Source organism: Pseudarthrobacter sp. B907, from assembly GCF_040137805.1.
Lineage (GTDB): Bacteria > Actinomycetota > Actinomycetes > Actinomycetales > Micrococcaceae > Arthrobacter.
This window is the reverse complement of sequence record NZ_JBEEQE010000008.1, coordinates 97,237-124,232: the sequence shown is the minus strand read 5'-3', so window position 1 is coordinate 124,232 and position 26,996 is coordinate 97,237. Positions and strand designations below refer to the sequence as shown.

The following is a 26,996-nucleotide window of genomic DNA, read 5'->3' as shown; positions in this document are numbered from 1 at the left end:
AACAGTCTGTCCTACGGCGGTGGCCCGGACCGAACCCGTGGCCAGCCCCGGGCGGGTTGGCGCGTCACACAGCAGGCCGGCGGCAGCCCGTTATTGCCCCGGCGCCCGGTACGACGGCGTCTTCTTGACGGCCTCGTCGATGTCCTCGACCGACATCAGCGGCTTCAGGCGCACGTTGACGCTGCCGGTGGAATTGATCATCAGCGAGAGAGCCGCGGCGTCGGCGTCGCTCGGGGCCTCGAGGACGCCCAGGACGTCGGTGTCCCCGAAGGCGTAATAGAAACACTCGAGGGTTCCGCCAACGGACTTGAGCGCGTCCACCAGGGCGTCGCGGCGCTTGCTGCCGCCCTCGCGCATGAGTCCCTTGATTCCTTCGCCCAGGTAATTGGCTTCAAACAGATATTTGCTCATGGTCTTTCCTGTCCCGTGATTCCAGGACGCAGGCATCCGGGGGTGGGCATGGCACCCCCATGAGGGAGGATCCTGGAGCCGGTCCCCGGAATGGGGCCGCCGAACCACAGCGTAGGCCCACACCTGCGCACTGACAACAGCTTCCGGAAAGTCCGGCGGGCGGGCCGCCCCTGGCTCAGCCCCTGGCCTTCGCCACCGTCATCAGGATGGCCGAATCCTCTTCCGCCATCAGGCTGTGCAAACCGTCCGGCACGATCAGCAGGTCACCGGCCTTCCCCTGCCACGATTCGTTGCCCGCCTGCAGCCGGACACAGCCCCGAATCACGTAGACCGTCGCATCCCCCGGATTCTGGTGCTCGCTCAGCTGGGTCCCCGCTTTGAAGGCCATCACGGTCTGGCGGAGCACCTTCTCGTGGCCGCCGTAGACGGTGTCGGCGGCCCGCCCGCTGCCGGCCGCGAGCGCCGCGGTGACCTGCTGACGGGCCAGGGCATCGATCGATATCTTCTGCATGCGGGCCACCCTACCCACCGCTGCGGTCCGTGCCGAGGGCCATTTGTCCCGGCCCGCGCAACGCGCTTCTTGTAACCCCCGCCTGCGCCTACGCTGAACTCAGGGGCCAGCACCGGCCGCCATCGCCCTCGAGATCGCGAAAGGGAAGCGCCCTATGAGCGAGGCCATCGGCCCGGGCCGGGAAGCAGTCGAATCGCCCGACGACGACGCCCTCCGCACCCTCGCCGCCACCGCCTTCGGCCTTCCCGAACTGCGCGACGGGCAACTCGCGGGCATGCGCGCCCTCGCCGCCGGCCAGGACGTCCTCGCGGTAATGCCCACCGGCTACGGGAAGTCGGCCCTCTACCAGGTCCCCGCCCTGCTCCTGCACCGGCAGCTGAAGCGGCCCACCGTCGTCGTTTCCCCGCTGATTTCCCTGCAGGAAGACCAACTGGACGGCCTCGCGGAAGCGCTCGGCCCGGACCACGCCGTCGCCGTCAATTCCTCGCACAGCGCCTCCGATCAGGAGCGCGCCTGGCAGTCGGCGGAGCGCGGCGACGCCGTCTTCCTGTTCCTCGCCCCGGAACAGCTGGCGAAGGCCGGCACGGTGAACCGGATCGCGGCCCTCCACCCCGCCTTGTTTGTGGTGGACGAGGCGCACTGCGTCTCCACCTGGGGCCACGACTTCCGGCCCGACTACCTCCGGCTCGGCGAGGTCCGCGAGCGCCTGGGCAACCCGAGGACGGCGGCCCTGACCGCCACCGCTGCTCCCCCGGTCCGTGAGGAAATCCTGGATCGCCTGAGGCTGACGCATCCCCTGGTCCTGGTCCGGGGCTTCGACCGCCCCAACATCAGCCTCGACGTCGTCCGGCACCACGAGGACAAGGAGAAGCGCCGCGCGGTGGTGCGGCAGGCCGCCGCGCTAGTCGGCGAACTGCACGGCCCGGGCCTGGTCTACGCCGCCAAGCGCAAGGACACGGAGAAGTACGCCGCGAAGCTATCGCAGAAGGGACTGCGCGCCGCCGCCTACCACGCGGGCCGGACACCGACGGAGCGGGAGGAGGTCCACCGGCAGTTCCTCGCCGGCGGACTCGACGCAGTGGTGGCCACCACCGCGTTCGGCATGGGAATCGACAAGCCGGATGTCCGGTTCGTGCTCCACGCGGACATCCCGGAGTCGCTGGACAGCTACTACCAGCAGATCGGCCGGGCCGGACGCGACGGCCTGCCCGCACAGGCCGTACTGCACTACCGGTCCGAGGACCTGGGCCTGCGCCGCTACTTCGCCACCCACCGCCCGGACGAGTCCGCGCTGCTCGCCGTCCTTGCTGTCCTGCGCGACGCCGGCGGTTCCGTGCCGACGGCAGACCTGGCCGCCGCCACGGGTTACCCGCGGCGCCGGCTCACCGGGCTGCTGAACCAGCTGCAGGACACCGGCGGCGTCTCCGTGGCGGACGGCCGGATCCGCCTGGACCCCGACGCCGATCCCGCACAGCTGGTGGAACGCGCCGTCGCCCTCGCCGCGGCGCGCGAACGCGTGGACAAGTCCCGCATCGCCATGATGCGCAGCTACGCCGAGACGCACCGCTGCCGGCGCCAGTTCCTGCTGGGCTACTTCGGCGAGGACCTCCCCGCCCCGTGCGGGAACTGCGACAACTGCGCGGACGGGTCGGCGTCCCGGGCGCACGACGTCGGGGCTGCCGCGGCCGCGTCGGCCGGCGCAGGCCCGGCCGACGCCGCGGCGTTCCCGCTGAACTCGGCGGTGGAGCATGCCCTCTGGGGCCCGGGTCTGGTGATGCGGCACGACGACGGGCTGATCACGGTGCTGTTCGAGCGCGAGGGTTACAAAACCCTGTCCCGGAAGGCGGTGCTGGCGAGCGGGCTGCTCACGCCGGCGCCGGGAGCCGGACCCGCGCTCAGTACACCACCCGGAAGTTGCTGAACGCCCCGGTGGCCGGGGTGATCCATTCGTCTACATGATCCACCCGCCCGGGCGCGTCCGGCGAGCGCAGCCAGCTCCGGAACTGCAGCACCACCGCCTGCGGTCCCTCCACAACGACGGCGACCGAACCGTCGTCGTTGTTCCTGACGGTTCCGCATAAGGAGAGTTCCTCGGCCTTGAGCACCGTCCAGTACCGGAACCCGACGGCCTGCACCACGCCCTCCACCCGGGCCGTGAGCCGGACGGCGGTTCCGGTGTCTGCGGCTCCGGACCCCTCAGCGATTTCAGCCATGCCTCCAATGTAGTCCCGGCCCCGGGTCGCCCACATCCGGGCCTTTCGCCCCTTTCAGCCACCGCGGGCGCCCAAGGAGGGTGGAGGGAGACCTCCGGAACTGTGCGCTGCGGACACCCCGCCTCGCCCACCGGAACGCCTGAAAGGAAAAGACAATGGCAGGACAATTCGAGATCTTCACCGACGCAGAATCGAACGTCCGGTTCCGGCTGCTGGGGGCTGACGGCACAGTGCTCGCTGTCTCAAAGGCTTTCGAGGACAAACGTTCCGCGGCGGACGGCATCATGGCGGTCCGCGAGTGCGCCGGCACCGGGCTGATCCGGGAGACGCATTCCACCCCCTGGGGCGGCACCACCTGGACCAAGAGCAGCCAGGTGCCCCACGGCCACACCCGGAGGCGGAGGCACTTCCCGGCAGTGTGAGCATCGTGTGAGGCTCCCGCCCGGTTGGACCACTGGTCCGGCCGGGCGGCGTCGTTAACCCGCGGTTTTCGCCGGCCGCAGCGAGGTGATCATGGTCCGGAGCTGCCGATACTCCGCCGTGTCCCTGTACAGCTTCGCCTTCTCCAGGTACGGCAGCGCCGGATCCCCCGGCGTGGTGTTGTTTGCCGGGTTGTAGGTGCCGCCGAACAGCGCCCCGCTCGGCGGCCACAGGAACAGGTGGAACATGGGGCAGGCCAGCGCCCCGGTCTCCTCGGGCATCATGGTGATCCCGTACCCGGCCGTGGTGGACTGCGTGGGCCCGGGCTCGGTGCCGTCGCCGCGGGACTCAAAGACATAGCGCGGCGCCCCGCGGTCAGCGGTGCCCGGCTCCACCAGCCCCTGGAGGGTCTGGGAATCGTAGACCTGATAGGGGTACTGGGAAGCGCATTCCGCGCCGGTGACAATGTTGGTGCGCAGCTGGGCCATCGCCTTCCCCGCCGCATTGGTGACGTCCACGAACGCCCCGCCGAGCTTGCCGCCGGGATCCCGGGCCGTCCAGTCCGGCGGATAGTCGAAGGACAGCCCGTCCGACGTCGTGAAGGTCTGCCAGTCCGACGGCGTCACGGTCGCCTGGACTCCGGTCGCCGGCGCTCCGCTCCCCGGCGCCGGGGTGCTGGCGGCGGGTGAGCCGCTACTAGGTGAGGCGGGCGCCGTCGGACTATCCGGTGCTGCCGGGGCGCCGCAGCCGCCGAGAAACACGGCCAGTCCCAGGGCGGCCGCCGCCGCCCGAACCCGCGTCACCTGGCCGCTACTTTCCCGCCGGCCGCAGGGACATGATCATCTGCTTGGCCCACTGGTACTCGGGGGTGTCCTTGTACACCTCGGGGCTGTCCACGTGCATGGGACCGCCCGGTGTGGTGTCGAACGGGTCGTAGACGCCGCCAAACGAGGCGCCGCTGGGCGGCCAGTTGAAGAAGTGCGTCATGGGGCATGCCTCGGTCCCAATGGGTTCCGGCTCGGAGGTCAGGCCGTAGGCGAAAATGGTGGCCTTCGCCGGGTCGGTCGCGGTCCGGTCCGTCCGGGCCTCGTAGACGAAGCGCGGAACCGTTCCTTTCTCGGCCAGGGCCGGCACCGGCGCCGTGTCGTATTGCATAAACGGCATCTTCTCCGTGCACTGCGCCCCCGTGACCACCCCGGTGCGGAGCGAGGCGATCGTCTTGCCGTAGTCCGTGAGCACATCCACGGCCGCCCCGTTGGCCCCGGGAGCGGCATCGTTGATGGTCCATTTCTCCGGGTAAATGAAGGTCAGCGTGCCGTCCCCGGTGGTGAACGACTTCCAGCCCGCCGGGGCCGGGGAGGTCGGAGCCTGGGACGCGGTGCCCGACGCGGCGCTCTGCGAGGCGCCCGCCGACGGCGCCGCGGAGGCGGCCGTCGACGTCGCTGCCGGGCTCGACGCCGGGGATGAACTGGCCGCCGGCGCGGCGCCGGGCGACCCACACCCGGCCAACAACCCCGCGGCGAAGAGTGCGGCAGAACCTACCGTGGCCAATGATGCGGTGCGACGCATGTCACCCTCCCCCGGAGATGCAAGTGGTTGCACAATTCTCTGGGCTTCCGCCGCGGAATGTAGGGCCGTAGGTCCCGAATCGGCGGCCGGGCACGGGAACGCCCGGCCCGGGGGCACTGGCGTGACCAGACCCACGTTGACTTTCCACCGATTTCAGTTGATCGGTGAAGCTTGCTAGACCTTAAAGGATGCAAGACTTCCTTTCTTCGGCCATGCCTTTCCTCGCCGTGGCCCTGGCCGTGGCCGCCGGGCTGATCGCCTCGTGGGTGCTGCGCCGGGTGGTCCTGCGGCTCAACCGCAAGCAGGAAGCCCTCCGGGAAACCTCCCGGGTGGCGCGAACGCCCCTGCGCCTGGCGCTCTGCCTGATCGGCGTGCGGATCGCACTGGCCCTCACCACCGACGACGCCGAGTGGCGCCGCAACGTGGACCATGCCCTGGTAATCACGCTGATCGGATCAGTGGCCTGGCTGGCGATCGCCGTGCTGCTGATCATCGAGACCCTGGTCCTCACCCGCTACCGGGTGGACGTGGCGGACAACCGGCGTGCACGGCGGCTCCGCACCCAGGTGATCCTGGCCCGGCGGATCGGCGTGGCGCTGATCGCGATCGTGGCCCTGGGCAGCATCATGCTGACGTTCCCAGCCATTCAGGCCCTCGGCGCCGGGCTGCTGGCCTCCGCCGGGGTGATCTCGATTGTGGCCGGCCTCGCCGCGCAGACCTCGCTGGTCAACGTCTTCGCCGGCATCCAGCTCGCGTTCACGGACGCGATCCGGGTGGACGACGTCGTGGTGGTCCAGAAGGAGTGGGGCCGGATCGAAGAGATCACCCTGACCTACGTGGTGGTCCACATCTGGGACGACCGCCGCCTGATCCTGCCCTCTACCTACTTCACCACCACCCCCTTCGAGAACTGGACCCGGCGCCAGTCCGAGGTGATGGGCACGGTTGAGTTCGACCTCGACTGGCGCGCCCCGGTGGAAGCCATGCGGGCCGAACTGAAGCGGGTCCTGGCCACGACCGATCTCTGGGACGAGCGTGTGGGCATCCTGCAGATCACCGACGCCACGGCGGGTTTTGTCCGGGTCCGCATCCTGGTCAGCGCCGGGGACAGTGCCTCACTCTTTGACCTGCGCTGCCTGATCCGCGAAGAGCTGGTGCTTTTCCTGCAGCAGGAATTCCCGACAGCGCTGCCGCACGTCCGGCTCGAAACCATGCCTTCGGCCGCGGCCTCCACGCAGCCGGCGCCCCGCCGTCCGGGCAAACTCGGCGCGTCGGACGAGACCGCATCGCGGCTTCCGTCCGATCCGCACGATTCCCAGCTGTTCACCGGCTCGGTTGAGGCCGTGCAGCGATCCCGGGCGTTCTCCGGCCCCGGTGAGGACGTATTCGAGGACCGGGACAAGTCGGTCGCGGCGCAGAACTAGGGCCGCTTTGCCGGTCCGCTTTCCCTGGTCACTTTCGCTGGCCGGGGCCGGTCGGCGCTCCGGCGTCTTCCCTCCCGACGGGCGCGGGTCGATAATCGGTGCCATGACCATTCCCCCGTCGCCAGAGCCCGATCCGTTCCCTCCCGAGCCCGGGCCGACGTCGCCGGAGCCGCAGCCAGGCGACCCGTTCCCGCCCGAACCCGGCCCTACACCGCCGGCCCCGATCCCCGCGCCCGGTCCAAGCCCGACGCCGGGCCCCGCGCCCACGCCCGGCCCGCTGCCGATACCGGATCCCGGACCGGTCGCGCCGCCGCCCGTTCCACCGAGCCCGGACCCCACCCGGTTCTAGCCCGCGTCAACCTTCGGTAACGCCGTGCAGGAAGCGGCGCACCTCGGCGTTGAAGGCCTCCGGCGCCTCGAGCGCCGCCATGTGTCCGGCGTCGGGGATAATGACGAGCTTCGAGCCCGGGATCTGCCGGTGCATCTCGCGTGCCACGCTCATTGGCGCGCGCACATCTTCGGCACCGTACAGGAGCAGCGTGGGCACCGCGATGGTCGGCAGGACATCGCGGTAGTCGGCACGTGCGCTCGCGTTCAAGAGTGCCCGCATTCCCGCCGGATGAAAGTCCGCCATGATGGCGCTGGCTTCTTGCACAACCGCAGGAACTGCACGGTCTGTGAAGAGTGTTGGCAGCCACGCGGGGATGAATCGTTCCGGCGGCAGATCGAGTTCGGCCAGCACCTGGGCATAGCGGCGCTCGACTTCCTCGGGCGGCAGGGATCCCGCCCAGCCGGCGTAGGCCGAGACCAGCAGCAGCGACGCGGGGACGGACGGGTGAGCCCGGCAGAGCTCCAGCGCGATGCCGGAGCCCATGGAGAATCCGAGGAGGTGCGGCTTGCCCGGTACCGCTTCCCGGAGGAACCCGAACAGGGCGTCGCCCAGGTCATGGGCGGTGAAGTCCGCCGGCGGATCGTCCGATCCGCCGCACCCCGGTGCGTCCCAGGCAAAGACCGTGAATTCATCCGACAGCGCGTCGAGCTGGCGTTTCCAAATGCGGCTATCTTCGTAAGCGCCGTGCAGGAGGACCAGCGGCGGCCCCTCGCCCGCACGCCGGTACCGGATGCGCAGGCCCGCAACGTCGACGGTGTCCATACCGCAATGCTAGGTCGATCCGCGGCCTTCCGGCAGGTTCAGGATCAGCGAATCCGCCTGCGACACCCGATTTCGGGTGCCGCAAGCTCTTTTGCGCTTCGGCAGGACGATTTCTTGTCGGTGCCTAGCCGGAGACGATGTCGCGGGTGCGGTGGTCGTACCGGATAACCAGCAGGCCGCCGCGGTGGTGCACCTCGTGGTTGGCGCCGTCGAAGACGCCGAAGGCACCGTAGTTCTCGTCCCAGGACCGGTTGATCGCGATCTTGAAGCTGTACGACCCGGCCGGCAGGTCCGCGGCGAGCTTCCAGAGCTGGTCCACCTCGTCCAGCTGCATCTGGGACTCGTCGTACTGCGGCGCCCAGTTCGCGGGCGCGCCCAGCAGGACGTTGAAGTCGCCGGCGACGGCAACCTCCGCGGGCTGCTCGACGGTCTCCACCGCTGCCGGGGCAGCCGGGGCTGCGGACGCGGGCGCCCCGGCGGCGGCCTTGCGCTTCCGGACGGCCTTGGCGACCGGAGCCACGACCTCTTCGACCAGCTCGGCCATCTTCTCGGCGACCTCTTCGGCTACCTTGACGGCCTTCGGGGCGGTCTTTGCCGTCTTGGCTTTGGCTTTGGGTGCCCGCTTTGCTGCCGGGGCGGACGGCAGCGGGGTGCCCTCCGGAACCGGGGTGCCGGCGTCGAGCGCTGCAGTGAAGGCGGCGGGATCCGCGAAGGCGACCGTGGCGCGCTGGCCGTCCTCGGTGATCGTCCAGCCCGAGCGGCCCTTGACCAGCCAGCCGGCCTTGACCAGCTTGGCCGTGGCGCTGGTGAGGGCCTTGTGGCCGCGGGGGATGCCGCCGCTGAGCAGCTCGCGCTCGTGGTCGTTGAGCGGCACCCGCGCGATCGCCTCGCCGAGGACGACGCCGGCGTTCAGCTTCTCGCCCGACCACACCCCCTCAGCCAGGACATCCAGCACAGCCTTAAGCCGAAGGTTGGTGTTTTCCGCAGCGTTCGCGCCCATGGGTCTCCTTTTGCAGCAATTGATCCACCTGCATTTTGCCAAGCTTCGCCCGGGTTCCGCGACTGGACAAGGTTAACTTTGTGCGTCATGACCCACTGTGACGAGGCAGACAACCGTTGCCCATGGCAAGCAAGCTGACTAGAGTGGCTTGATCGCCGCCACAGCCGGCCCGCTTTGCCCGGGCTCCTCGGCGGCATTCCATCCCCCTCTGCTTCAGGAGATCCCCATGGAATCACGCACCCTCGGCTCGCTCACTGTCTCGGCCCTCGGCCTGGGCTGCATGGGCATGAGCGAGTTCTACGGCCAAGGCGATGAGCAGGAATCCGTCGCCACCATCCAGGCATTCCTCGACGCCGGCGGCACGCTGCTGGACACCGCGGACATGTACGGCCCCTCCACCAACGAAAAGCTCGTGGGCGGCGCCATCGCCGGCCGCCGCGACGACGTCGTGCTGGCCACCAAGTTCGGCAACGAACGCCGCGAGGACGGCTCGTGGGTGGGCATCAACGGCACGCCGGAGTACGTCCGGGCGGCGTGCGACGCGAGCCTGCAACGCCTCGGCGTCGACCACATCGACCTGTACTACCAGCACCGGGTGGACAAGACCGTGCCGATCGAGGAGACCGTCGGCGCCATGGCCGAGCTGGTCCAGGCCGGCAAGGTGAAGCACCTGGGGCTCTCCGAAGCCAGCGCCGACACGGTGCGCCGCGCCCACGCCGTGCACCCCATCGCCGCGCTGCAGACCGAATACTCGCTGTGGGAGCGGGAGCCGGAGACCAAGATCTTCCCGGTCCTGGCCGAGCTCGGCATCGGCTTCGTGCCCTACAGCCCGCTGGGCCGCGGCTTCCTCACCGGACAGCTGCGCAGCGAGGAGGACTTCGCGTCGGACGACTTCCGGCGCCACTCCCCGCGCTTCCAGGGCGAGAACTTCACCCGCAACCTCGAACTCGTGGACCGGGTCACCGAACTCGCTACAGAGAAGGACTGCACCCCGGCGCAGCTGGCCCTGGCCTGGCTGCTGGCCCAGTGCGAGCACATCGTGCCGATCCCCGGGACCAAGAAGCGCGAACGGCTGCGCGAGAACTTGGGCGCCGTCGACGTCGAACTCTCCGCGGACGACCTGGCCCGGCTCGATGAGCTGGCTCCGGCCGGCGTCGCAGCCGGCGCACGGTACCCGCACATGGACAGCATCGACGTCTAAGAAGACAACGCGGGGTCACTTACGGCCGATTCCGACCTCTCGGATGGGCCGTAAGTGACCCCGCGTTGCTTTAAAGGCCTAGCGGCCCGAGGCGGCCAGTTCTGCCAGCAGCTCGGTCTTGCGTTCCTCGCTCGCGAAGGAGGACCGGATGGAGTTGGCGGCGAGCCGGACGCAGTCGAACTCGGAGAGCCCGATCACGGACCTGAGCTGGGCAAAGTTGTCATCCACGTACCCGCCGAAGTAGGCCGGATCGTCCGAGTTCACGCTCACGTTCAGCCCGGCCGCGAGCATGCCCGGCAGCGGGTGCTCGGCCAGCGTGTCCACGGCGCGGAGCCGGACGTTGGAGAGGGGGCAGACGGTCAGGGGCATCAGCTCGTGGACCAGGCGTTCGACCAGTTCGGGATCCTCCATGCAGCGGATGCCGTGGTCGATACGCTCCACGTCCAGCAGGTCCAGCGCTTCGATGATGTACGACGGCGGGCCCTCCTCGCCGGCGTGCGCGATCCGCCGGAGCCCGGCGTCCTTGGCCCGGGCGAAAAGCCGCTCGAACTTCGACGGCGGGTTGCCCACCTCGGCCGAGTCGAGCCCGATCCCGGCGATCGGCGCGTCCATGGCGAGCAGCTGCTCCAGCACCTCCAGCGCCGATTCCTCGGACTGGTCGCGTAGGAACGCGGTAATCAGCAGGGTGGAGATGCCGAACTCCTCCCGGGAGGTGGCCAGCACCGAGGCCACGCCGTTCACGCAGGTCGCCAGGGAAACCCCGCGGGACAGGTGCGCCTGGGGGTCAAGCATGATCTCGGCGTGCCGCACCCCGGCGGTCGCGGCCCGGGCCAGGTACGCGCGGGTCATGTCCGCGAAGTCCTGCTCGGTCTGCAGCACGGCCATGTTGGCGTAGTAGAGGTCCAGGAACGACTGCAGGTCTGTGAACTCGTACCGCGCGCGGAGCTCGTCCAGGTCCGCGTACGGCAGCGTGATCCCGTTGCGTTCGGCGAGCGCAAAGATCAGTTCCGGCTGCAGGGTGCCCTCGATGTGCAGGTGCAGCTCCGCGACCGGAAGGGCGGCGTGCACCGCTTCGGGGATCTCGGCGAACTCGGCAACGCCCTCAGCTTCCGGGGCAGCTTCCCGCTCCGCATCCTGATCTGCCTCCTGGTCCGCCCGCGGCGCCCGAGCGCCGCCGTCGTAAGTTTCCATTCGGTAAGGATATGCCCGCCGGCACCGAGATGCCCGTCCGGGGCAGGGCGGATAGAGTCGAACAGATGCAGAATACCCAGCAGGCTTCCGATCCCGCCGGCCAGGCGCCGGACCATGCGACGGACGGCTTTGTCCGGGTCCGCGGCGCCCGGGAAAACAACCTGCGCAACGTGGACGTGGACGTGCCCCGCGACGCGATCGTCGCCTTCACCGGCGTCTCCGGTTCCGGCAAGTCGTCGCTGGCGTTCGGCACCATCTACGCCGAGGCCCAGCGCCGCTACTTCGAATCCGTCGCACCCTACGCGCGCCGGCTGATCCAGCAGGGCCACAATCCGAAGGTGGAGCTGATCACCGGCCTGCCGCCCGCCGTCGCGCTCCAGCAGCGCCGCGGCACCCCCAGCTCCCGCTCCACCGTGGGCACGGTGACCACACTGTCCAACTCGCTGCGGATGCTGTTCTCCCGCGCCGGCAGCTACCCCGACGGCGCCGCGCCACTGGATTCGGACGCGTTCTCGCCCAACACCGCTGCCGGCGCCTGCCCGGAATGCCACGGGCTGGGGATCGCGCACACGGTCAGTGAATCCTCGCTGGTCCCGGATACCTCGCTGAGCATCCGCGACGGCGCGATCGCCGCCTGGCCCGGCGCCTGGCAAGGCAAGAACCTGCGCGACATCCTCACCCACCTGGGCTACGACGTCGACACCCCCTGGCGGAAGCTGCCCAAGAAGCACCGCGACTGGATCCTCTTCACCGAGGAACAGCCCGTGGTGGAGGTGACGCCGCAGCGCGACCGGGTGGCCAAGCCGTACAAGGGCCGGTTCTGGAGTGCGCGCAGCTATGTCCTGCACACACTCGCCGATTCGAAGAGCGCCACCATGCGCGAGAAGGTGCTGCGCTTTATGGAGACCGGGCCGTGCCCGCGCTGCGGCGGCAGCGGCCTGCGCCCCGAGGCCCTCGCCGTGACGTTCGCGGGGAAGACCATCGCCGAGCTCAACGCCGTCCCGATGACCGAACTCGCCGCGGTCCTCCGCCCCACCACCGAACTCACCGAGGCCGGGACCGCCTCGCGCAAGCAGCCCTCCGGCGAGTCCAACGAGGTGGCCGTCGCCATCACCCGCGACCTGCTGCAGCGCGTCACCGTGCTCCTGGATCTCGGCCTGGGCTACCTCGCGCTGGGCCGCTCCACCCCCACCCTCTCCCCCGGCGAAATGCAGCGGCTGCGGATCGCCACCCAGCTGCGCTCGGGGCTGTTCGGCGTGATCTACGTCCTCGACGAGCCCTCCGCGGGCCTGCATCCGGCCGACGCCGAACCCCTCCTCGCGGTCCTGGACCAGCTCAAGTCCGCCGGCAACTCGGTGTTTGTGGTGGAGCACAACATGGACGTGGTGCGCCGCGCCGACTGGCTCGTGGACGTGGGCCCGCGCGCCGGCGAGGGCGGCGGCGAGGTCCTGTACAGCGGCCCGGTGGCCGGCCTCGCCGAAGTGGAAGCCTCCGTCACCCGGCCGTACCTGTTCCCGGAGGATGCCGAAAAGAGGGCGGACGCCGGCGGTCCGCGCGCGCCCCGCTCCAAAGCCCGCCGGGAGGCCGCCGGCTGGCTCGAGCTGCGCGACATCAGCCGGCACAACCTGCAAAACCTCGACGCCGACTTCCCGCTCGGCGTCCTGACCGCCGTCACCGGTGTTTCGGGGTCCGGCAAGTCGACGCTGGTCAGCCAGGTCCTGGCCGAGGTGGCGAATGCGTGGTTGCACCCCGACGCGGACACGGCCGCCGCGGCGCCGGAAGACCTTGCCGAGGGAGACGAGGAAAGCAGCGCCCCGTTGAGCGTGGGCCCGGTGTCCGGGCTGGAGCAGATCGACCGGCTGGTGAAAGTGGACCAGAAGCCGATCGGCCGGACCCCGCGCTCCAACCTCGCCACCTACACCGGGCTGTTCGATGCCGTCCGCAAGGAATTCGCGGCCACGGACGAGGCGAAGGCCCGGGGCTTTGGCGCCGGACGGTTCTCCTTCAACGTGGCCGGCGGGCGCTGCGAAACCTGCCAGGGCGAGGGCTTTGTGGCCGTCGAACTGCTGTTCCTGCCCGGCAGCTACGGCCCGTGCCCCGAGTGCCACGGCTCGCGCTACAACCCGGAAACCCTCCAGGTCAGCTACCGCGGCAAGAACATCGCCGAAGTGTTGGGCCTGACAGTCAACGCGGCCGCCGACTTCCTGACCGACATCCCGTCCGCAGCTCGGGCCCTGCAGACCCTGCGCGAGGTGGGCCTGGGCTACCTCCGGCTGGGCCAGCCCGCCACCGAGCTCTCCGGCGGGGAGGCCCAGCGGATCAAGCTCGCCACGGAACTGCAGCGTGCCCAGCGCGGCCACTCGCTCTACCTGCTGGACGAGCCCACCACGGGACTGCACCCGGCCGACGTCGAACTCCTGATGGCGCAGCTGCAGCGGCTGGTGGACGCCGGCAACACGGTGGTGGTGGTGGAGCACGAGATGGACGTGGTGGCCGCCGCGGACTGGGTGATCGATCTGGGACCCGCCGGGGGCGACGCCGGCGGGAAGATCATCGCCGCCGGCGAGCCCGCCGTCGTCGCCCGTTCCAAACAAAGCAGGACCGCCCCGTACCTTGGGCTGGCGCTGGGCGGCTGAACCGCCGAAAAGTTCCGGCGGGGGGTTGATCCGCGCCCGGGGCTGCCCTACCGTGGACGCACGCCCGCAATCGGGCGTTTGCATGCCCGGTGCTGCCACCACCAGAACTGCCCGACTGGCAGCCACCGCAGATGACCTCTAGACGTCAGGGGTGGGCAGTGGCACGATAACGTCCGGGGACGGACCGAGCGCCGGTGGCCCTCAGGAGCAGCCGAACCCATGAAGACCTCAACCCTCACTACTGCCGCGCGCCGCGGCGCCACCCTGGCCGCCATCTCGGTCGCCGGCATCGCCCTCTCCGCCACCGGAGCCAGCGCCTCCACCCCCGCCGCGACCGCGACTTCCACCTGGGATGCGCTGGCCCAGTGCGAGAGCGGCGGCAACTGGAGCATCAACACCGGCAACGGCTACTCCGGCGGGCTGCAGTTCAGCCCGGGCACGTGGGCCGCCCACGGAGGCACGGGCTCGGCGGCCAGCGCCAGCCGTGAGCAGCAGATCGCCGTCGCGGAGAAGGTCCAGGCAAGCCAGGGCTGGGGCGCGTGGCCGGCCTGCTCGGCGCAGCTGGGCCTAAGCGGCGGCGCGGCAGCGGCCCCTGCGCAACTTCCGGCAACCAAGGCTCCGGTCCAGTCCGTTCCGGTCCAGTCCGTTCCGGTCCGGTCCGTTCCAGTGCAGCGGGCCCCTGTTCAAACGGCGCCCCGGCACGTTGCCGCAGTGGCCTTGAGCGGCGAGACCTACACGGTTCAGAACGGCGACAGCCTGAGCAAGATCGCCGGGCAGCTCAACATCACAGGCGGCTGGCAGCTCCTGGCCGACGCCAACGCGGACACCATCAGCGACCCCGACCTCGTGCTGGCGGGCCAGGTCCTGAAACTCCCCGCCTGAGCCGACGAAAGGTGATTAAGCGGCGACGCCGGGGCACCCTGTGCGGGCCGCTCCGGCGTCGTCGTTCAATCGTTTTCAGACCGCCGTCTTCAGGCGGCCTTGGGCAGTTCGCGGATGATGCGGACCTTCCACGCGGCGTCGTCGCTGGTGTCCAGCAGGGCCACGGTGCCCTGGGCGAGGTGCAGGGCGACGCGCTTGGCGGCGAGGAGTTCGAGGTAGAGCTGTTCGTTCATCCGGGCGGGGGTGTCGATGACGTACTTCACCGCGTCGCGGACCTTGCGGTAGTTGGCGCTGCGCTCCCGGTGCAGGTGCAGCTCGAGCATCCGGCGCTGGCGCAGCCGCGGTTCGTGCCGGTTGAGCCAGGAGACGGCGGCGTGGACGGCCACCACGACGGCGAGGGAGATCGCGTAGATTTCCCAGCCGCTGGAGAGCAGGAAGAGCGGCAGGTTGGCGATCGCGACGACCGCGATGAGGAGCCGAAACGCGAGCAGGCGGCGCATGGTCAAGGCAACCGAGGCCAGGGCGGCGCGGAAGCCGCTCTGTTCCTTGCGGGCCTCGGCCGGGTCAAGGGTGAACTCCTCTAGGACCAGGATTCCGTTGGCTTCCGGGCCGAGCATTTGTCCGTACTTGGGCGCAAAGGGCGCCGGTGATTTAGGGGTCATGGCGGGTCTTCCGTGCGGCTGGGGTGGTTCCCGTAAATGGTAGAACCCGGAGCTGGGAACTGTCTGTAGGTATCCGCAATGTGAACACGCTCACCCGCGAGGCCCAGCAATTGGTGATGCGGCGCCGTGGCCCCAAACTGGAGAGATGCAGACTTTCCTCCCCTTCCCCGATTTCCGGCAGAGCGCCGCGGCCCTTGACGACGCGCGGCTCGGCAAGCAGCGCGTCGAGGCGCTGCAAATGCTGCGCGCGCTGGTAATTCCCGAGTACGGATGGCAGTCCCACCCGGCCGTCCGGATGTGGATGGGCCACGTCCCGGCCCTGACGATGTACGGCCTGGCCATGGTGGATGAATGGACCGCCCGCGGCGGCGAGGATGCCACCCGGGACAAGATCATGGAGTTCGCCCCGCAGGCCGCGCACCCGGACTACGCGGCCAAGATCCCGATGCCGTACTGGCTGGGGAACCCGGACTTCCACCTGAGCCACCGCTCCCGGCTGCTCGCAAAGGACGAGCGGTTCTACGCGTCGGTGTTCCCCGGCACGGACCCGGATCTTGAGTACGTGTGGCCCGAACCCAAGCACGAACTGCTGCCCGAAGATCCCGCGGGTGAGCGCATGTGGGTCCTGCGCCTGCCGCTGGGCGACGCCGACCCGCAGCAGCTGGACACCATCAGCCTGCCCCCGGTCCGCGGTTCCGCCGCTCCCGCCGGCGACGACGAGTACCAGTTTGTCTACGCGGACAACGGTTCGCGCCGGCCGGACAAAAACGCCCGCAAGCGCCCGGCCAAGCCGCTGGTGAAGAAGCCCACCCGCAAGCGGCAGGCCCAGGAAGACGCCTTCACCACCCTGCCCGGGAAGTCCGTGGTGGCGATCCCGTTCGACGGCGGCCAGTCCTTCGCCGTCGGCGAGGTCCAGGGCCGGCCCATCACCGTGGACGGTGTGTTTGCCCGCAACTTCCACGTCAACGAGATCGTTGCGCGCCGGGACTTCGACTACCCGGCACTTTTGCAGGATCCGCGGGTCTTCTTCCCCATCGCGGCGCGCTAGCTCCGGGCGGCGCGGTAGCTCCGGGCGGGGCTGGCCGGCTGGCTGGCCAACCCCTCGCGGGTTCCGTTCGACGTCGACGTTTCCAAACATCGAGGCGGACCGGAACCCGCGAGCGGGGCGCCGCTGCCCACCGCACCGCCTCCGGCGGTTGCTTCCCCAACTCTGGGCAACTGCCGTTCTTTGGCATATGGTGGCAGCCACCGCCCCGCTTTCCGGGGTGGTGTTGCCACGCCAGAGCTACTTGGGGGAAGTCATGGCCGCAGGAGACGGAGCTGCCGAACAGTCTCGCCTAGCCGCAGATCGCGTCACGCGGCTGCGCCGGGAGTTGGAACGCGCCGAACGCAACGCCCACGCCTGGTCAACGGGCGCGGCCGGCGAGGTACTGGTCGCCGAGAAATTGCAGGCGCTCGAGCCCGACGGCTGGCTGGCCCTCCATGACGTGCACTGGCCGGGTCGGCCGAAAGCCAACCTTGACCACCTCCTCGTTGGACCCGGTGGCATCGTGATTGTCGACGCCAAACACTGGAGCGGCGAGGTCCGTCTTTGGGAGGGCAGCCTCCGGCAAAACGGTTACAGTCGAGAACCGGAAATTGAGGGTGTGCTCCAGCAGGCCTCGGCCGTTGCGGCGCTTCTTGAGCCGAACCACCGGCGACTTGTCCAAGGATGGATCTGCCTGGTGGGCCAACCTGAGCTCCGCGGCACGACAACCAGCCGGATCAGGGTCGAGGGTCTGAACACAATTACCGCGGCCGTCGCGGGCCTTCCCGCCGTCCTGGATCCGGAGCTGGTACCCACAATCCACGCGCATTTGCAGCAGCTGCTGGGCGGAACCACGAGTCCCCGGCTTCTAACCACGGCGCAGTTCAGTGCGGGAAGGTTCGAGTCGAGCGACGCTCCTGCTGCCTCCCTCCGGCAGTGGCGGACGCGGCCGGCACCGGCTCCGGCCAGGACCCGCCGCCCCCGCGGCCGGAAGAAACGGACAAGCATCGCCGCCGCCCTGATGCAGCTTGTCTTCTTGATCGCCGTGGCGTCCCTGCTGATCAACTTCTTGTCCAGTTACCGGCCCGCAGTTACCCCGGCTCCCCGCCCCTCCCCGGCCGTCACCCAAACTGTCCCTGCCCGTTAGCTGCCCCGCTCGCGGCATCACTGCGCAATTGCTGGCAGACTGGCCGGTATGACTGTACTGCTGGCCGGTTGCGGCGATCTGGGGACCGAGGCCGGGCTGCGCTTTGCCGCGGCCGGACACCGTGTGGTGGGCTGGCGACGCTCGCCGGAGAAACTGCCGGCGGCCATCGAGGGCGCCGCGGCTGACCTGAGCCGTGGCGAACTGCCGCCCATCCCGGCGGACACCACCGCCGTCGTCGTATCCATTGCGGCGGATGCGCCCACCGAGGAGGCGTACCGGGCCGCGTACGTGGACGGCCTGGCGCATGTGCTCGACGCCGTGGCGGCGTCCGGGGCGCCGGTCCGCCGGATGCTGTTCGTCTCCTCCACCGCAGTGTACGGCGACGCCGACGGCGGCTGGGTGGACGAAGCGACGACGCCGAGTCCCGGCGGATTTTCCGGCCGCATCATCCGCGAGGCCGAGGAGCTGCTCTATAGCCGTCTTCGCGGGACCGGAATTTCCCCCGTGGTGCTGCGTCTTGGCGGCATTTACGGGCCCGGCCGCACCCGGCTGATCGACCAGGTACGCGGCGGCTCGGCGGTAATCCCGGCGGAGTCCCGCTTCACCAACCGGATCCACCGCGACGACGCCGCTGCCGCGATCGTGCATCTCTGTTTGATGGCTGCGGAGCCCGCGCCTGTGTATCTGGGTGTGGACAACGAGCCTGCTGAGTTGGGCGAGGTGTTGCGGTTCCTGGCTGGCGAGCTGGGGCTGCCGGAGCCCGGCCGGGCTGAACCGGCGTCGGGGGTTGGAGCCGGATCTGGTGCCGGATCGCGCGTCGGCGAGCCGTCGCGGGGTGGGAACAAGCGCGTCAGCAACGCGCTCCTGCGCGGCACCGGCTTCGAGTTTGAGTATCCGAGCTTCCGCGAGGGCTACCGCGCCATCCTGGCCGGCGTCGGCGAGCGGCACCCCTGACGTACAGACGACGGCAGACCACGATCCCCAACGAGGAGCAGCATGGACTTTAGAAGCATCATCGAGGCAATCGGCGGCCTCATGGACTTTGCCGGGGTGGCCGTGATGGTGGTGGGCGCGCTGGTTTCCCTGCCGATGGCGCTGCGGGGTGTCCAACCGCGCGGGCTTCCGGCCGACTCGGAGCCGCTCTCCAAATACCGCTCCTACCGGCAACTGCTGGGTCGGTCTATCCTGCTGGGCCTCGAACTGCTGGTCGCCGCGGACATCATCCGCACGGTGGCCATCACCCCGACGTTCGAGAGCGTCGCCGTGCTGGCCGTCATCGTGCTGATCCGGACCTTCCTCAGCTTCTCCCTCGAGCTCGAAATCACCGGCCGCTGGCCCTGGCAGAAGCAGCCCGCAGGCGCCCCAGCGGCGTCGACGGCCAGCTGACTGGTTCCCCCGAGAGCGGAAAACCCTTCTCGGCTGTTGCTGCCTCCGGCTAGGCTCGCGAAATGACTAATTCCCTTGCCTCCAAAGCCACCGAATTTCTGAGTCTGCACCGAGCCCCCGATATTCTTCAAGTCATCAACGTCTGGGATTCGATCACCGCAAAGGTGGTCGCTGAGATCCCGGGCACCACGGCCCTGGCCACGGCCAGCCACTCCATCGCCGCCTCGCTGGGCTATGAAGACGGCGAGAAGATCCCGCTGGACGAGATGATCAGCGCCGTCGGCCGCATCGCCGCCGCGACTTCCCTTCCGGTCAGCGCCGACCTTGAGTCGGGCTACGGGAACCCTGGCGAGGCAGTACGCAAGGCGATCGGCGTCGGCATTGTGGGTGCCAACATCGAGGACCAGATGCGCCCCCTCGCCGACGCAGTCGACCAGATGAGTTCCGTGGTGCGGGCAGCCGAGGCCGAGGGCATCGACTTTGTCCTCAACGCCCGCACGGACGCGTTCCTCAAAGGCAAGGACCGGGACCCCGGCTCCGTGCTCGCCGACGCAGTTGAGCGCGGCCGGGCGTTCCTCGACGCCGGCGCAACCACGGTGTTTGTACCTGGCCTGCTGGACGAAGCCACCGTTATAGCGCTGGTGGACGGCATCGGGTGGAACAAAGTGTCAGTCATCAACGTTCCCGGATCGCTCGCCCCGGCCCGACTCCAGGAACTCGGCGTGGCCCGCATCTCCTACGGCCCGTGGACCCAGCGAGTGGCACTGACGGCCCTGGCCGACTCCGCGGCGTCGCTGCTGGCCGGCGGAGCGCTTCCGGAAGGAACCCGGGCCCTGAACTAATGGAGACGGATCCGTGGCCCAACGCGCCGGAGTTGCCCCGGCCGGTCATCATGGACCAGCGCTGGACCGACGCCGTCTTCCTGCACTGGCGGATCCCGGAGGCCGTTGCGGCGGCTTTTATGCCCCGCGGCGTCGTTCCGGACGTGTTTGACGGATCGGCCAGGGTGGGGCTCATCGGCTTTCGCATGCAAGGCGCCGGTTTGGGCAACGGACCGGGGGTTCCCTACTTCGGCAGTTTCAACGAGATCAACGTGCGGCTCTACTCCCGGGAGGCTGACGGGACCAGGGGCGTCGTGTTCCTGAGCCTGGACGCGTCGCGGCTGGCGGTGGTTCTAGCGGCCCGGGCAGCCGGCATCCCGTACGTGTGGTCCCGGAACCGGTTCCGTGCAGCGAGCCCGTCCGACCCCTCGACCGGGTATTCGGTGCAGCGTTTCCGGGGCGGTGCGCGGACCGATTTCGCGGTAACACCAGAGTTCGACGCCGAGGCCAGCGATCCGCTGTCCGTCCACCTCACGGCCCGGTTCGGACTCCACACCCGCTTCCGCGGCAAGACGCTCTACGTTCCCAATACCCACGGCCCCTGGCCGCTGTTCCGGGCACAAGTGACCGTGCTGGAGGACCAACTCGTCGCGGCGGCCGGCATCACGGTGTCCGGACCGCCCGAATCGGTGTTGTATTCGCCGGGCGTCCGGACGCAGTTTGGCTGGCCGCGGGTTCTGCGCGGCGGGAATTCCTTCGGTTGAGCAGAGCTACCTACCCGCTGCGTACCCCTGGGCGCCGCGGGGGTTGGCCGCTGCCTGCAGCACCCCGGTCGCCGGATCCCTGACGACGGCAGACAACCGGCCCAGCGTCCAGCCGCCGGCCACCGTCACCACGTGACCGCGGCGCTCGAGCCCGGCGATGACGTCGCCGCCCAGCCGGTCCTCGACCACGGCGCCTCCGGGTTCCCAGGTCCGCGGCCAAAATGATCCGGGCATCGACGTCGTATGGAACGTGGGTGCGTCGATGGCTTGCTGCGGTGAGTAGCCGCCCACGATCGTGCGCAGCAGGTACGGCAGCTGCCACTGGTCCTGCTGGTCTCCGCCGGGCGAACCCAGCGCTGTCACGGCGCGGCCCTCACGGAGGACCAGCGTCGGGGTCAGCGTAGTGCGGGGCCGCTTGCCGGGGGTGAGGGTCGACGGTGTCCCCGGCTCGAGCCACGTCATCTGCAGCCGGGTCCCAAGGCAGAATCCCAGTTCGGGAATCGCGGGCGAGGACTGCAGCCAGCCGCCCGACGGCGTGGCCGAGACCATGTTTCCCCAGCGATCAACGACGTCGATGTGGCAGGTATCGCCCCTGGTTTCTCCGCTCGGCGCCACGGTGGGCTCCCCGACGCCGAGGCCCACAGAGCCCACCTGAGCCAGCGCCGGCGGCGTGTACTCGGTCCGCAACACCGGCAAGTACGGCTCCCGCCCCGGCACCTGTCCCGGCCGGAACTCGTGGGACGCGCGCTCGGTGATCAGTGCCCGGCGGCCCGCGCAGTACTCCTCGGAGAGCAAGTAATCCAGCGGCACGTCCGTGTCCCCGTAATAGGCCTCGCGGTCCGCCAGCGCCAGCTTCTGCGCCTCCAGGATCGTGTGCGCCCCGAGCTCGGTGGACGGGTCGAGGAAGCGGTCCTCGAAACCGTCGAGGATGGCGAGGGTCTGCAGCAGCGCCGGTCCCTGCCCCCAGGGCCCGGTCTTGGCGATGGTGTGCCCGCGGAACTCGACGGTGGCCGCCGCCTCGTAGCCGGCCGCAAAGCCGGCCAGATCGGGCAGGGCCAGTACACCGGCGTGGTCGGTGCCGGAGGAGTGCCGGTGCGGGGTCTGCACCGACTCGACCATCGCGTGGGCGACGAAGCCCTCACTCCACTCCCGCCGGGCGGCGTCGATCCGGGCCTCCCGGGACGAGTCGGCCAGCCCGGCCGCGATGAGCCGTTCCAGGGTGCGGGCATAGGCGGGGTTCCGGATGAGCTCGCCCTCGGCCGGGATCCGTCCGCCGGGCATCCAGAGCTCAGCCGAGCTGGGCCAGTGCTCCTGAAACAGCTCAGCCACCGCGGCAATCGTGGTGCCGACACGGCCCAGCATCGGGTGCCCGTCACGGGCATAGTCGACCGCGAACTCCAGCACGGCGTCCAGTTCCCAGGTCCCGTGGTCGCGCAACAGCAGGAGCCAGGCGTCGACGGCGGCGGGCACCGCGGCGGCCAGCGCCCCGGAGCCGGGCACCAGTTCCAGGCCTTCGGCGCGGTAGTGCTCCACCGTCGCCGCGGCCGGAGCCGGCCCCTGGCCCATCAGCACCACGGGCTTGCCGGGGTCCGATGCCGTCACGAAGACGCCGGTCATGTCGCCGCCGGGGCCGTTGAGGTGGGGCTCCACGACGTGCAGCACAAAGGCGCCGGCCGTGGCGGCGTCGAACGCGTTACCGCCGCGTTCGAGCACCGCCTGGGCCGCCGCCGTCGCGAGCCAGTGCGTGGAGGCACTCATCCCGAAGGTTCCCTGCAGGGTGGGTCGGGTGGTGAACTGCTCCGGCGCGGTGAACGTCATGGATCAGCCGAACAGCGCCGCCACGCGGGTGAGGGTTTCGTAGACCCCGTAGGCCAGCGGAACTCCGACGAGGGCCCAGGCCACGGCCAGCCGGCCGGTGGACGCTTTGACGGCTGCCTGCGCGCCGGGGGTGTGTGCTGTGCTCATCTCAGGCCTCCATGGCGGGTTCGTTAGACCGCTCGCGGTCCGGGCGGGGTTCGTGGAATCGTGCGTCGACCGGCTTGACCAGCAGGTTGGCGACGAAGCCCACCACCAATAGCGCCACCATGGTCAGCAGCGCCGGCTGGTAGGACGCGGCGGTCAGCTTACCGGGGGTGCCCTGGGCATCCAGGAAGGCGTTGACGATCAGCGGCCCGGCGACGCCGGCGGCGGACCAGGCGGTCAGCAGCCGGCCGTGGATGGCGCCGACCTGGAAGGTTCCAAAGAGGTCCCGCAGGTAGGCCGGGACGGTCGCGAACCCGCCGCCGTAGAAGGAGATGATGAGGAACGCGAGCGCCACGTAGAGGATGGTGGTGGTGGACCCGGCCAGGGCCAGCACCGTGTAGAGCACGGCGCCGACGCCGAGGTACACCATGTAGATGCGCTTGCGGCCGGTCACGTCGGAGGTGGCGGACCAGGCGAAGCGCCCGGCCATGTTGCCAATGGAGAGCAGCCCGACGAAGCCCGCGGCGACGGCGGCACTGACCAGGGAGGCGCCGTCGGACTGGCGGAAGAAGTCCTGGATCATCGGCGCGGCCTGCTCCAGGATGCCGATGCCCGCGGTGACGTTACAGAACAGCGCGACCCAGACCAGCCAGAACTGCTTGGTCTTGACGGCGTTCTTGGCTGAGACGTTCTCCGTGGTGACGAGCTTGGCGGCCTTGACCTTCGCTGGGTCGAAGCCCGTCGGCTTCCAGCCTTCGGCCGGGACCTTGATGGTGAAGGCGCCGAAGAGCATGTAGGCAAGGTAGACGACGGCGAGGGTCAGGAAGAGCTTGCCCACGGAGTCGCCGCTGGCCACCCAGCCCTTGGCGCCGGAGTTCGGGTCGTACATCTTCAGGAGCGCGGTGGAGACCGGGCTGGCGATCAGCGCGCCGCCGCCGAAGCCCATGATGGCCATACCGGTGGCAAGGCCCGGCCGGTCCGGGAACCACTTGATCAGCGTGGACACCGGCGAGATGTAGCCGATGCCCAGGCCGATGCCGCCCACGAAGCCGTAGCCGAGGTAGACGAGCCACAACTGGTGCGTGAAGATGCCGAGCGAGCCGATCAGGAAGCCACTGACCCAGAACATGGCCGAGGTGAACATCGCCTTGCGCGGGCCGTTTTTGTCCACCCAGGTGCCCATGATGGCCGCCGACAGACCCAGCATCACGATGGCGATGGAGAAGATCACGCCGATTTCGGTGAGGCTGGCGCCAAAGTGCTTGACCAGCGCCGTTTTGTAGACGCTCGTCGCGTAGGCCTGGCCGATGCACAGGTGGACGGCGAGTGCCGCAGGCGGCACCAGCCAGCGGTTGAATCCCGGCGGTGCGATGGTTCGGTCCCGGTCCAGCCAGCCCATAATTGCTCCCCTCGATTTGTCTGGCGACGTCGATGTCCCAGCGATCCAGAGGCCAAAGCCCTAAATTTGGGCAGTTGCCTCCGGCAATCATGGTGCAAATCATCAGTAAACGTAGGGTTAATGCGCCGAGTGGTAGGGAATCCGCGACGAACGGTGGCGTTACTTTCCGAGTCCCGCTTTCCGGAGCGCCTCGGCCATCGCGGTGTTGGCCCGCGCCGGAACCGGCTGCGATTTCTCCGGTCCCCCGGCGGTAGGCCGCGAGGCTTGCTTGGGCTGGTCCGGCCGCCCCGCAGAGCCCGCCGGTTCGTCGTCGAGCCGCAGCGTCAGCGAGATGCGCTTGCGCTCCGGATCGGCCTCCAGCACCTTGACCCGAACCACCTGGCCGGACTTGACCACCTCGCGCGGGTCGGCGACGAACCGGTTGGCCAGCGCGGACACGTGCACCAGCCCGTCCTGGTGCACGCCGACGTCGACGAACGCGCCGAACGCCGCCACGTTCGTGACGGTCCCCTCCAGCACCATGCCGGGTCTGAGGTCGGAGATCTTCTCGATGCCCTCCAGAAATGTCGCCGCAGCAAACGCCGGACGCGGGTCCCGGCCGGGTTTTTCCAGCTCGGCGATGATGTCCCGCACGGTGGGCAGGCCGAACGATCCGTCCACGAAGTCCTGCGGGTTGAGCGCGGACAGGTCCCGGACCGCCCCGGCGGCGGCCTTGATTTTCCGCGCCAGCGGGTAGGCCTCCGGGTGCACGCTGGAGGCGTCCAGCGGCTCCGCTCCCCCGGTGATCCGCAGGAAGCCGGCGCACTGCTCGAACGCCTTGGCGCCCAGCCGCGGCACCTTCTTCAGCTCGCTGCGCTTGCTGAACGGACCGTGCTCGTTCCGGTAGGCCACGATGTTCTCGCTCAGCAGCGGCCCGACGCCGGCCACCCGGCTCAGCAGCGCGGGCGAGGCGGTGTTGACGTCCACCCCGACGGCGTTGACGCAGTCCTCGACGACGGCGTCGAGGCTCCGGTCCAGCTTCGCCGCCGTGACGTCGTGCTGGTACTGCCCGACGCCGATCGCTTTCGACTCGATCTTGACCAGTTCCGCGAGCGGGTCCTGCAGCCGCCGGGCGATCGACACCGCGCCGCGCAGTGACACGTCCATGCCGGGCAGTTCGGCCGCGGCGAGCGCCGACGCGGAATACACCGACGCGCCGGCCTCAGAGACCACAAGCTTTTGCGGCGCGCTGCCGGCTCCGGCACCGAGCTGCTTGATCAGCTCGGCCGCGAGCTTGTCCGTCTCCCGCGAGGCGGTGCCGTTGCCGATCGCGACGAGTTCAACGCCGTGCTTGCGGGCGAGGCCCACGAGCGTGCGCAGCGCCTCGTCCCACTTCCGGGCCGGGGCGTGCGGGTAGACCGTGTCGGTCGCGACCACCTTGCCGGTGCCGTCCACCACCGCCACCTTCACGCCGGTGCGCAGCCCCGGGTCCAGGCCCAGGGTGGCCCGGTTGCCGGCGGGCGCCGCGAGCAGCACGTCACGGAGGTTGGCGGCGAACACCCGCACGGCTTCGTCCTCGGCCGCGGCGAACATCCGGCTGCGCAGGTCGCCGCTGAGCCGGCTGAGTACCCGGGAGCGCCACGCCTGCTGCGCCGTCTGCAGCAGCCACGCGTCGGCGGGCCGGCCGCGGTCGGCGACCCCGAGGAATCTGGCCACGGCGGCCTCGTACCGGCCGCGCGCGGCGGCCAGGGCGGCGTCGTCGTCCGGTTCCGCTTCGGACAGATCCAGCTCCAGCACGCCGTCCTTTTCGCCGCGCAGCAGCGCGAGGACCCGGTGCGAGGGCATCCCGGACGGCGCCTGGGAGAACTCGAAGTAGTCCTTGAACTTCTGCCCCTCGGTTTCCTGGCCCTTCTTGACGCGCGAGACCATCCGGCCCTGGGTCCAGAGCCGCTCCCGCAGTGTGGCGGCAAGGTCGGCGTCCTGGGCGACGCGCTCGACCAGGATGGACCGTGCCCCGGCCAGCGCGGCGGCGGCGTCTCCGATGGAGTGCTCGGCGTTCACGTATTTGGCGGCTTCGCGTTCCGGGTCCAGCTCGGGGCGCTGGAGCAGGGCGTCGGCGAGCGGCTCCAGGCCGGCCTCCCGGGCGATCTGGGCCTTGGTGCGCCGCTTGGACTTGAATGGCAGGTAGATGTCCTCCAGCCGGGACTTCGTGTCGGCGCCGACGACGGCGGCCTGCAGTTCGGGCGTCAGCGCACCTTGGGCGGCGATCGCTTCGAGGACGGTCCGGCGGCGGTCCTCCAGCTCGCGCAGGTAGCGCAGCCGCTCCTCGAGCCCGCGGAGCTGGGTGTCGTCCAGGGTGCCGGTGGCTTCCTTCCGGTAGCGGGCGATGAACGGCACGGTGGACCCGGCGTCGAGCAGCTCCACGGCGGCCTTCACCTGCCAGGGCTGTACGCCGAGCTCGGCGGCGATCTGGGTCTCAATCGGGGTGGTCTTGGCAGGGTGCTGCGGGAGTTGGCTCACCCAGCCATTTTGCCTTACCCGACTCCGGCGCCCGGCGTCCCCGTGGCGGTCGCGGGTTCCTGCACGTCCTGGACCACCTCGTTGTGGCGCAGGAACCACGGCTTGAACGGCGGGTCGAACCGGGCGAAGCGTGGCGGGCCCACGGCCGTCAGCCCGGCGAGGGCAAGCGCCGCCTGCAGGCCGTCGGTGTGCCGTTCGAAGGCCGCCTCCGAGCCGCTGCCCGAGAAGCGTACGGCCGCGGCGAGGGAGCCGGGTACCGCCCGGATCTTGACGTCGGGGTTGGCCGGGACCGGCGCTGTCTGGGCGGTCAGGCCCGCGGGCAGGACAAAGGCGACCACAAAGTCGGCTGGTTCGTCCTTGCCCGGCAGCGGGCCGCTTTGAAGCACCGGGGCGGTCATGGCCACCTTCTGCGGTGTCCCCTGCGATCCGGTTCCCTGGATGACCGGGGCCGTCATCGCCAGCTTCTGCGAGGCGGTGTTCTTGCCGCTGATGTAGTTGAACAGGTGGCGGAAAGCGGCGTTGCCGGCACGGTCAAAGCTCGCGGTGACGCGTATTTCGGCGACGACGTGCGCGGGATAGCGGCGCAACTCGAAGTGCGGGTAGCGCTGGAGCAGTTCAAACGGTTGCTGTTCGGTCATGGTTTTGTCGACCCTACGCCGCTCCCGCGCCGGCGGCCAGAGTCTGGGTGTCAGAGGGCTTTGGTAGCTTGACAGCAGAG

The 26,996-nt window shown here is 69.7% G+C and carries 26 protein-coding genes; 12 read left to right on the top strand and 14 right to left on the bottom strand.

Features of this window, described 5'->3' with window-relative positions; genetic code table 11:
* Window positions 1-90: 90 nt before the first annotated feature.
* Together ABLI39_RS09300 and ABLI39_RS09295 are read right to left on the bottom strand one after the other, a co-directional pair.
* On the bottom strand, window positions 91-411 hold the full coding sequence (locus tag ABLI39_RS09300) for a GYD domain-containing protein (RefSeq protein ID WP_349413129.1): 321 nt from the start codon (window positions 409-411) through the stop codon (window positions 91-93).
* 175 nt (window positions 412-586) lie between these two features.
* Entirely contained in the window at window positions 587-922 is a 336-nt protein-coding gene (locus tag ABLI39_RS09295) for a cupin domain-containing protein (protein ID WP_349413128.1), read from the bottom strand.
* Between the two features lie 154 nt (window positions 923-1,076).
* Between ABLI39_RS09295 and ABLI39_RS09290 the strand changes: the two genes are divergently transcribed.
* On the top strand, window positions 1,077-2,843 hold the full coding sequence (locus ABLI39_RS09290; protein ID WP_349413127.1) for a RecQ family ATP-dependent DNA helicase: 1,767 nt from the start codon (window positions 1,077-1,079) through the stop codon (window positions 2,841-2,843).
* Here ABLI39_RS09290 and ABLI39_RS09285 read toward each other — a convergent pair.
* Complete coding sequence (locus ABLI39_RS09285; RefSeq protein WP_349413126.1) at window positions 2,818-3,135, bottom strand: acylphosphatase; 318 nt, start codon at window positions 3,133-3,135, stop codon at window positions 2,818-2,820. The two genes, ABLI39_RS09290 and ABLI39_RS09285, sit on opposite strands and share 26 nt — an antisense overlap.
* Window positions 3,136-3,290: 155 nt before the next feature.
* Here ABLI39_RS09285 and ABLI39_RS09280 point away from each other — a divergent pair, with 155 nt between their 5' ends.
* Window positions 3,291-3,557, top strand: coding sequence for a YegP family protein (locus ABLI39_RS09280; protein WP_349413125.1), 267 nt, complete (start codon window positions 3,291-3,293; stop codon window positions 3,555-3,557).
* Window positions 3,558-3,611: 54 nt separating this feature from the next.
* Here ABLI39_RS09280 and ABLI39_RS09275 read toward each other — a convergent pair whose 3' ends face one another.
* Window positions 3,612-4,181 (bottom strand): hypothetical protein, encoded by a 570-nt coding sequence (locus ABLI39_RS09275; protein WP_349413124.1) that lies wholly within the window; start codon window positions 4,179-4,181, stop codon window positions 3,612-3,614.
* Window positions 4,182-4,365: 184 nt separating this feature from the next.
* The gene (locus tag ABLI39_RS09270; RefSeq protein ID WP_349413123.1) at window positions 4,366-5,124 is read right to left on the bottom strand and encodes a hypothetical protein; all 759 of its coding nucleotides are present in this window, start codon (window positions 5,122-5,124) and stop codon (window positions 4,366-4,368) included.
* A gap of 212 nt (window positions 5,125-5,336) precedes the next feature.
* Here ABLI39_RS09270 and ABLI39_RS09265 point away from each other — a divergent pair, with 212 nt between their 5' ends.
* Window positions 5,337-6,548: a mechanosensitive ion channel family protein gene (locus ABLI39_RS09265; protein ID WP_349413122.1), complete on the top strand. Its 1,212-nt coding sequence runs from the start codon at window positions 5,337-5,339 to the stop codon at window positions 6,546-6,548.
* 355 nt (window positions 6,549-6,903) lie between these two features.
* On the opposite strand, the gene ABLI39_RS09260 is transcribed toward ABLI39_RS09265, so the two are convergent.
* Together ABLI39_RS09260 and ABLI39_RS09255 are read right to left on the bottom strand one after the other, a co-directional pair.
* A complete protein-coding gene (locus ABLI39_RS09260; protein WP_349413121.1) occupies window positions 6,904-7,701 on the bottom strand; it encodes an alpha/beta fold hydrolase in 798 nt (265 codons plus the stop codon).
* A gap of 124 nt (window positions 7,702-7,825) precedes the next feature.
* Entirely contained in the window at window positions 7,826-8,701 is an 876-nt protein-coding gene (locus ABLI39_RS09255; protein WP_349413120.1) for a pullulanase X25 domain-containing protein, read from the bottom strand.
* A 226-nt stretch (window positions 8,702-8,927) separates the two neighbouring features.
* On the opposite strand from ABLI39_RS09255, the gene ABLI39_RS09250 reads away from it, so the two are divergent.
* Complete coding sequence (locus tag ABLI39_RS09250; protein ID WP_349413119.1) at window positions 8,928-9,902, top strand: aldo/keto reductase; 975 nt, start codon at window positions 8,928-8,930, stop codon at window positions 9,900-9,902.
* Between the two features lie 78 nt (window positions 9,903-9,980).
* Here the strand turns inward: ABLI39_RS09250 and ABLI39_RS09245 are convergent, their stop codons facing one another.
* The gene (locus tag ABLI39_RS09245) at window positions 9,981-11,093 is read right to left on the bottom strand and encodes an adenosine deaminase (protein ID WP_349413118.1); all 1,113 of its coding nucleotides are present in this window, start codon (window positions 11,091-11,093) and stop codon (window positions 9,981-9,983) included.
* A 65-nt stretch (window positions 11,094-11,158) separates the two neighbouring features.
* Here ABLI39_RS09245 and uvrA point away from each other — a divergent pair, with 65 nt between their 5' ends.
* The gene (gene uvrA / locus ABLI39_RS09240; protein WP_349413117.1) at window positions 11,159-13,729 is read left to right on the top strand and encodes an excinuclease ABC subunit UvrA; all 2,571 of its coding nucleotides are present in this window, start codon (window positions 11,159-11,161) and stop codon (window positions 13,727-13,729) included.
* A gap of 219 nt (window positions 13,730-13,948) precedes the next feature.
* Entirely contained in the window at window positions 13,949-14,611 is a 663-nt protein-coding gene (locus ABLI39_RS09235) for a transglycosylase family protein (RefSeq protein ID WP_349413116.1), read from the top strand.
* Window positions 14,612-14,700: 89 nt separating this feature from the next.
* Here the strand turns inward: ABLI39_RS09235 and ABLI39_RS09230 are convergent, their stop codons facing one another.
* Window positions 14,701-15,273 (bottom strand): hypothetical protein, encoded by a 573-nt coding sequence (locus ABLI39_RS09230; protein WP_349413115.1) that lies wholly within the window; start codon window positions 15,271-15,273, stop codon window positions 14,701-14,703.
* A gap of 145 nt (window positions 15,274-15,418) precedes the next feature.
* On the opposite strand from ABLI39_RS09230, the gene ABLI39_RS09225 reads away from it, so the two are divergent.
* From ABLI39_RS09225 to ABLI39_RS09200, 6 genes are all read left to right on the top strand, one after another.
* The gene (locus ABLI39_RS09225) at window positions 15,419-16,321 is read left to right on the top strand and encodes an MSMEG_6728 family protein (RefSeq protein WP_349413114.1); all 903 of its coding nucleotides are present in this window, start codon (window positions 15,419-15,421) and stop codon (window positions 16,319-16,321) included.
* A gap of 253 nt (window positions 16,322-16,574) precedes the next feature.
* Window positions 16,575-17,447: a nuclease-related domain-containing protein gene (locus tag ABLI39_RS09220; RefSeq protein ID WP_349413113.1), complete on the top strand. Its 873-nt coding sequence runs from the start codon at window positions 16,575-16,577 to the stop codon at window positions 17,445-17,447.
* Window positions 17,448-17,495: 48 nt separating this feature from the next.
* The gene (locus ABLI39_RS09215) at window positions 17,496-18,401 is read left to right on the top strand and encodes an SDR family oxidoreductase (protein ID WP_349413112.1); all 906 of its coding nucleotides are present in this window, start codon (window positions 17,496-17,498) and stop codon (window positions 18,399-18,401) included.
* Window positions 18,402-18,443: 42 nt separating this feature from the next.
* Complete coding sequence (locus ABLI39_RS09210; RefSeq protein WP_349413111.1) at window positions 18,444-18,833, top strand: DUF1622 domain-containing protein; 390 nt, start codon at window positions 18,444-18,446, stop codon at window positions 18,831-18,833.
* A 62-nt stretch (window positions 18,834-18,895) separates the two neighbouring features.
* Complete coding sequence (locus tag ABLI39_RS09205; RefSeq protein ID WP_349413110.1) at window positions 18,896-19,675, top strand: isocitrate lyase/PEP mutase family protein; 780 nt, start codon at window positions 18,896-18,898, stop codon at window positions 19,673-19,675.
* Window positions 19,675-20,418 carry a YqjF family protein gene (locus ABLI39_RS09200; RefSeq protein ID WP_349413109.1) on the top strand — a complete coding sequence of 248 codons (744 nt, stop codon included), beginning with the start codon at window positions 19,675-19,677 and terminating at the stop codon, window positions 20,416-20,418. Before ABLI39_RS09205 ends, ABLI39_RS09200 begins: the two co-directional genes overlap by 1 nt.
* A 6-nt stretch (window positions 20,419-20,424) precedes the next feature.
* On the opposite strand, the gene ABLI39_RS09195 is transcribed toward ABLI39_RS09200, so the two are convergent.
* The 5 genes from ABLI39_RS09195 to ABLI39_RS09175 all read right to left on the bottom strand — a co-directional run bounded on the left by ABLI39_RS09195 (window position 20,425) and on the right by ABLI39_RS09175 (window position 26,916).
* A complete protein-coding gene (locus tag ABLI39_RS09195) occupies window positions 20,425-22,236 on the bottom strand; it encodes a gamma-glutamyltransferase family protein (protein ID WP_349413108.1) in 1,812 nt (603 codons plus the stop codon).
* Between the two features lie 3 nt (window positions 22,237-22,239).
* On the bottom strand, window positions 22,240-22,383 hold the full coding sequence (locus ABLI39_RS09190; protein WP_349413107.1) for an MFS transporter small subunit: 144 nt from the start codon (window positions 22,381-22,383) through the stop codon (window positions 22,240-22,242).
* Between the two features lies 1 nt (window position 22,384).
* Window positions 22,385-23,779, bottom strand: coding sequence for an OFA family MFS transporter (locus ABLI39_RS09185; protein WP_349413106.1), 1,395 nt, complete (start codon window positions 23,777-23,779; stop codon window positions 22,385-22,387).
* 159 nt (window positions 23,780-23,938) lie between these two features.
* Window positions 23,939-26,278 carry a Tex family protein gene (locus tag ABLI39_RS09180; protein ID WP_349413105.1) on the bottom strand — a complete coding sequence of 780 codons (2,340 nt, stop codon included), beginning with the start codon at window positions 26,276-26,278 and terminating at the stop codon, window positions 23,939-23,941.
* A 14-nt stretch (window positions 26,279-26,292) separates the two neighbouring features.
* The gene (locus ABLI39_RS09175) at window positions 26,293-26,916 is read right to left on the bottom strand and encodes an SOUL family heme-binding protein (RefSeq protein WP_349413104.1); all 624 of its coding nucleotides are present in this window, start codon (window positions 26,914-26,916) and stop codon (window positions 26,293-26,295) included.
* Between the last annotated feature and the right edge of the window lie 80 nt (window positions 26,917-26,996).

Excerpts from the sequence above, each read along its gene's own strand:
- ABLI39_RS09300 (WP_349413129.1), bottom strand. The coding sequence starts at position 411 with ATGAGCAAATATCTGTTTGAAGCCAATTACCTGGGCGAAGGAATCAAG.
- ABLI39_RS09295 (WP_349413128.1), bottom strand. The coding sequence starts at position 922 with ATGCAGAAGATATCGATCGATGCCCTGGCCCGTCAGCAGGTCACCGCG.
- ABLI39_RS09290 (WP_349413127.1), top strand. The coding sequence starts at position 1,077 with ATGAGCGAGGCCATCGGCCCGGGCCGGGAAGCAGTCGAATCGCCCGAC.
- ABLI39_RS09285 (WP_349413126.1), bottom strand. The coding sequence starts at position 3,135 with ATGGCTGAAATCGCTGAGGGGTCCGGAGCCGCAGACACCGGAACCGCC.
- ABLI39_RS09280 (WP_349413125.1), top strand. The coding sequence starts at position 3,291 with ATGGCAGGACAATTCGAGATCTTCACCGACGCAGAATCGAACGTCCGG.
- ABLI39_RS09270 (WP_349413123.1), bottom strand. The coding sequence starts at position 5,124 with ATGCGTCGCACCGCATCATTGGCCACGGTAGGTTCTGCCGCACTCTTC.
- ABLI39_RS09265 (WP_349413122.1), top strand. The coding sequence starts at position 5,337 with ATGCCTTTCCTCGCCGTGGCCCTGGCCGTGGCCGCCGGGCTGATCGCC.
- ABLI39_RS09260 (WP_349413121.1), bottom strand. The coding sequence starts at position 7,701 with ATGGACACCGTCGACGTTGCGGGCCTGCGCATCCGGTACCGGCGTGCG.
- ABLI39_RS09255 (WP_349413120.1), bottom strand. The coding sequence starts at position 8,701 with ATGGGCGCGAACGCTGCGGAAAACACCAACCTTCGGCTTAAGGCTGTG.
- ABLI39_RS09250 (WP_349413119.1), top strand. The coding sequence starts at position 8,928 with ATGGAATCACGCACCCTCGGCTCGCTCACTGTCTCGGCCCTCGGCCTG.
- ABLI39_RS09245 (WP_349413118.1), bottom strand. The coding sequence starts at position 11,093 with ATGGAAACTTACGACGGCGGCGCTCGGGCGCCGCGGGCGGACCAGGAG.
- uvrA (WP_349413117.1), top strand. The coding sequence starts at position 11,159 with ATGCAGAATACCCAGCAGGCTTCCGATCCCGCCGGCCAGGCGCCGGAC.
- ABLI39_RS09235 (WP_349413116.1), top strand. The coding sequence starts at position 13,949 with ATGAAGACCTCAACCCTCACTACTGCCGCGCGCCGCGGCGCCACCCTG.
- ABLI39_RS09230 (WP_349413115.1), bottom strand. The coding sequence starts at position 15,273 with ATGACCCCTAAATCACCGGCGCCCTTTGCGCCCAAGTACGGACAAATG.
- ABLI39_RS09225 (WP_349413114.1), top strand. The coding sequence starts at position 15,419 with ATGCAGACTTTCCTCCCCTTCCCCGATTTCCGGCAGAGCGCCGCGGCC.
- ABLI39_RS09220 (WP_349413113.1), top strand. The coding sequence starts at position 16,575 with ATGGCCGCAGGAGACGGAGCTGCCGAACAGTCTCGCCTAGCCGCAGAT.
- ABLI39_RS09215 (WP_349413112.1), top strand. The coding sequence starts at position 17,496 with ATGACTGTACTGCTGGCCGGTTGCGGCGATCTGGGGACCGAGGCCGGG.
- ABLI39_RS09210 (WP_349413111.1), top strand. The coding sequence starts at position 18,444 with ATGGACTTTAGAAGCATCATCGAGGCAATCGGCGGCCTCATGGACTTT.
- ABLI39_RS09205 (WP_349413110.1), top strand. The coding sequence starts at position 18,896 with ATGACTAATTCCCTTGCCTCCAAAGCCACCGAATTTCTGAGTCTGCAC.
- ABLI39_RS09200 (WP_349413109.1), top strand. The coding sequence starts at position 19,675 with ATGGAGACGGATCCGTGGCCCAACGCGCCGGAGTTGCCCCGGCCGGTC.
- ABLI39_RS09195 (WP_349413108.1), bottom strand. The coding sequence starts at position 22,236 with ATGACGTTCACCGCGCCGGAGCAGTTCACCACCCGACCCACCCTGCAG.
- ABLI39_RS09190 (WP_349413107.1), bottom strand. The coding sequence starts at position 22,383 with ATGAGCACAGCACACACCCCCGGCGCGCAGGCAGCCGTCAAAGCGTCC.
- ABLI39_RS09185 (WP_349413106.1), bottom strand. The coding sequence starts at position 23,779 with ATGGGCTGGCTGGACCGGGACCGAACCATCGCACCGCCGGGATTCAAC.
- ABLI39_RS09175 (WP_349413104.1), bottom strand. The coding sequence starts at position 26,916 with ATGACCGAACAGCAACCGTTTGAACTGCTCCAGCGCTACCCGCACTTC.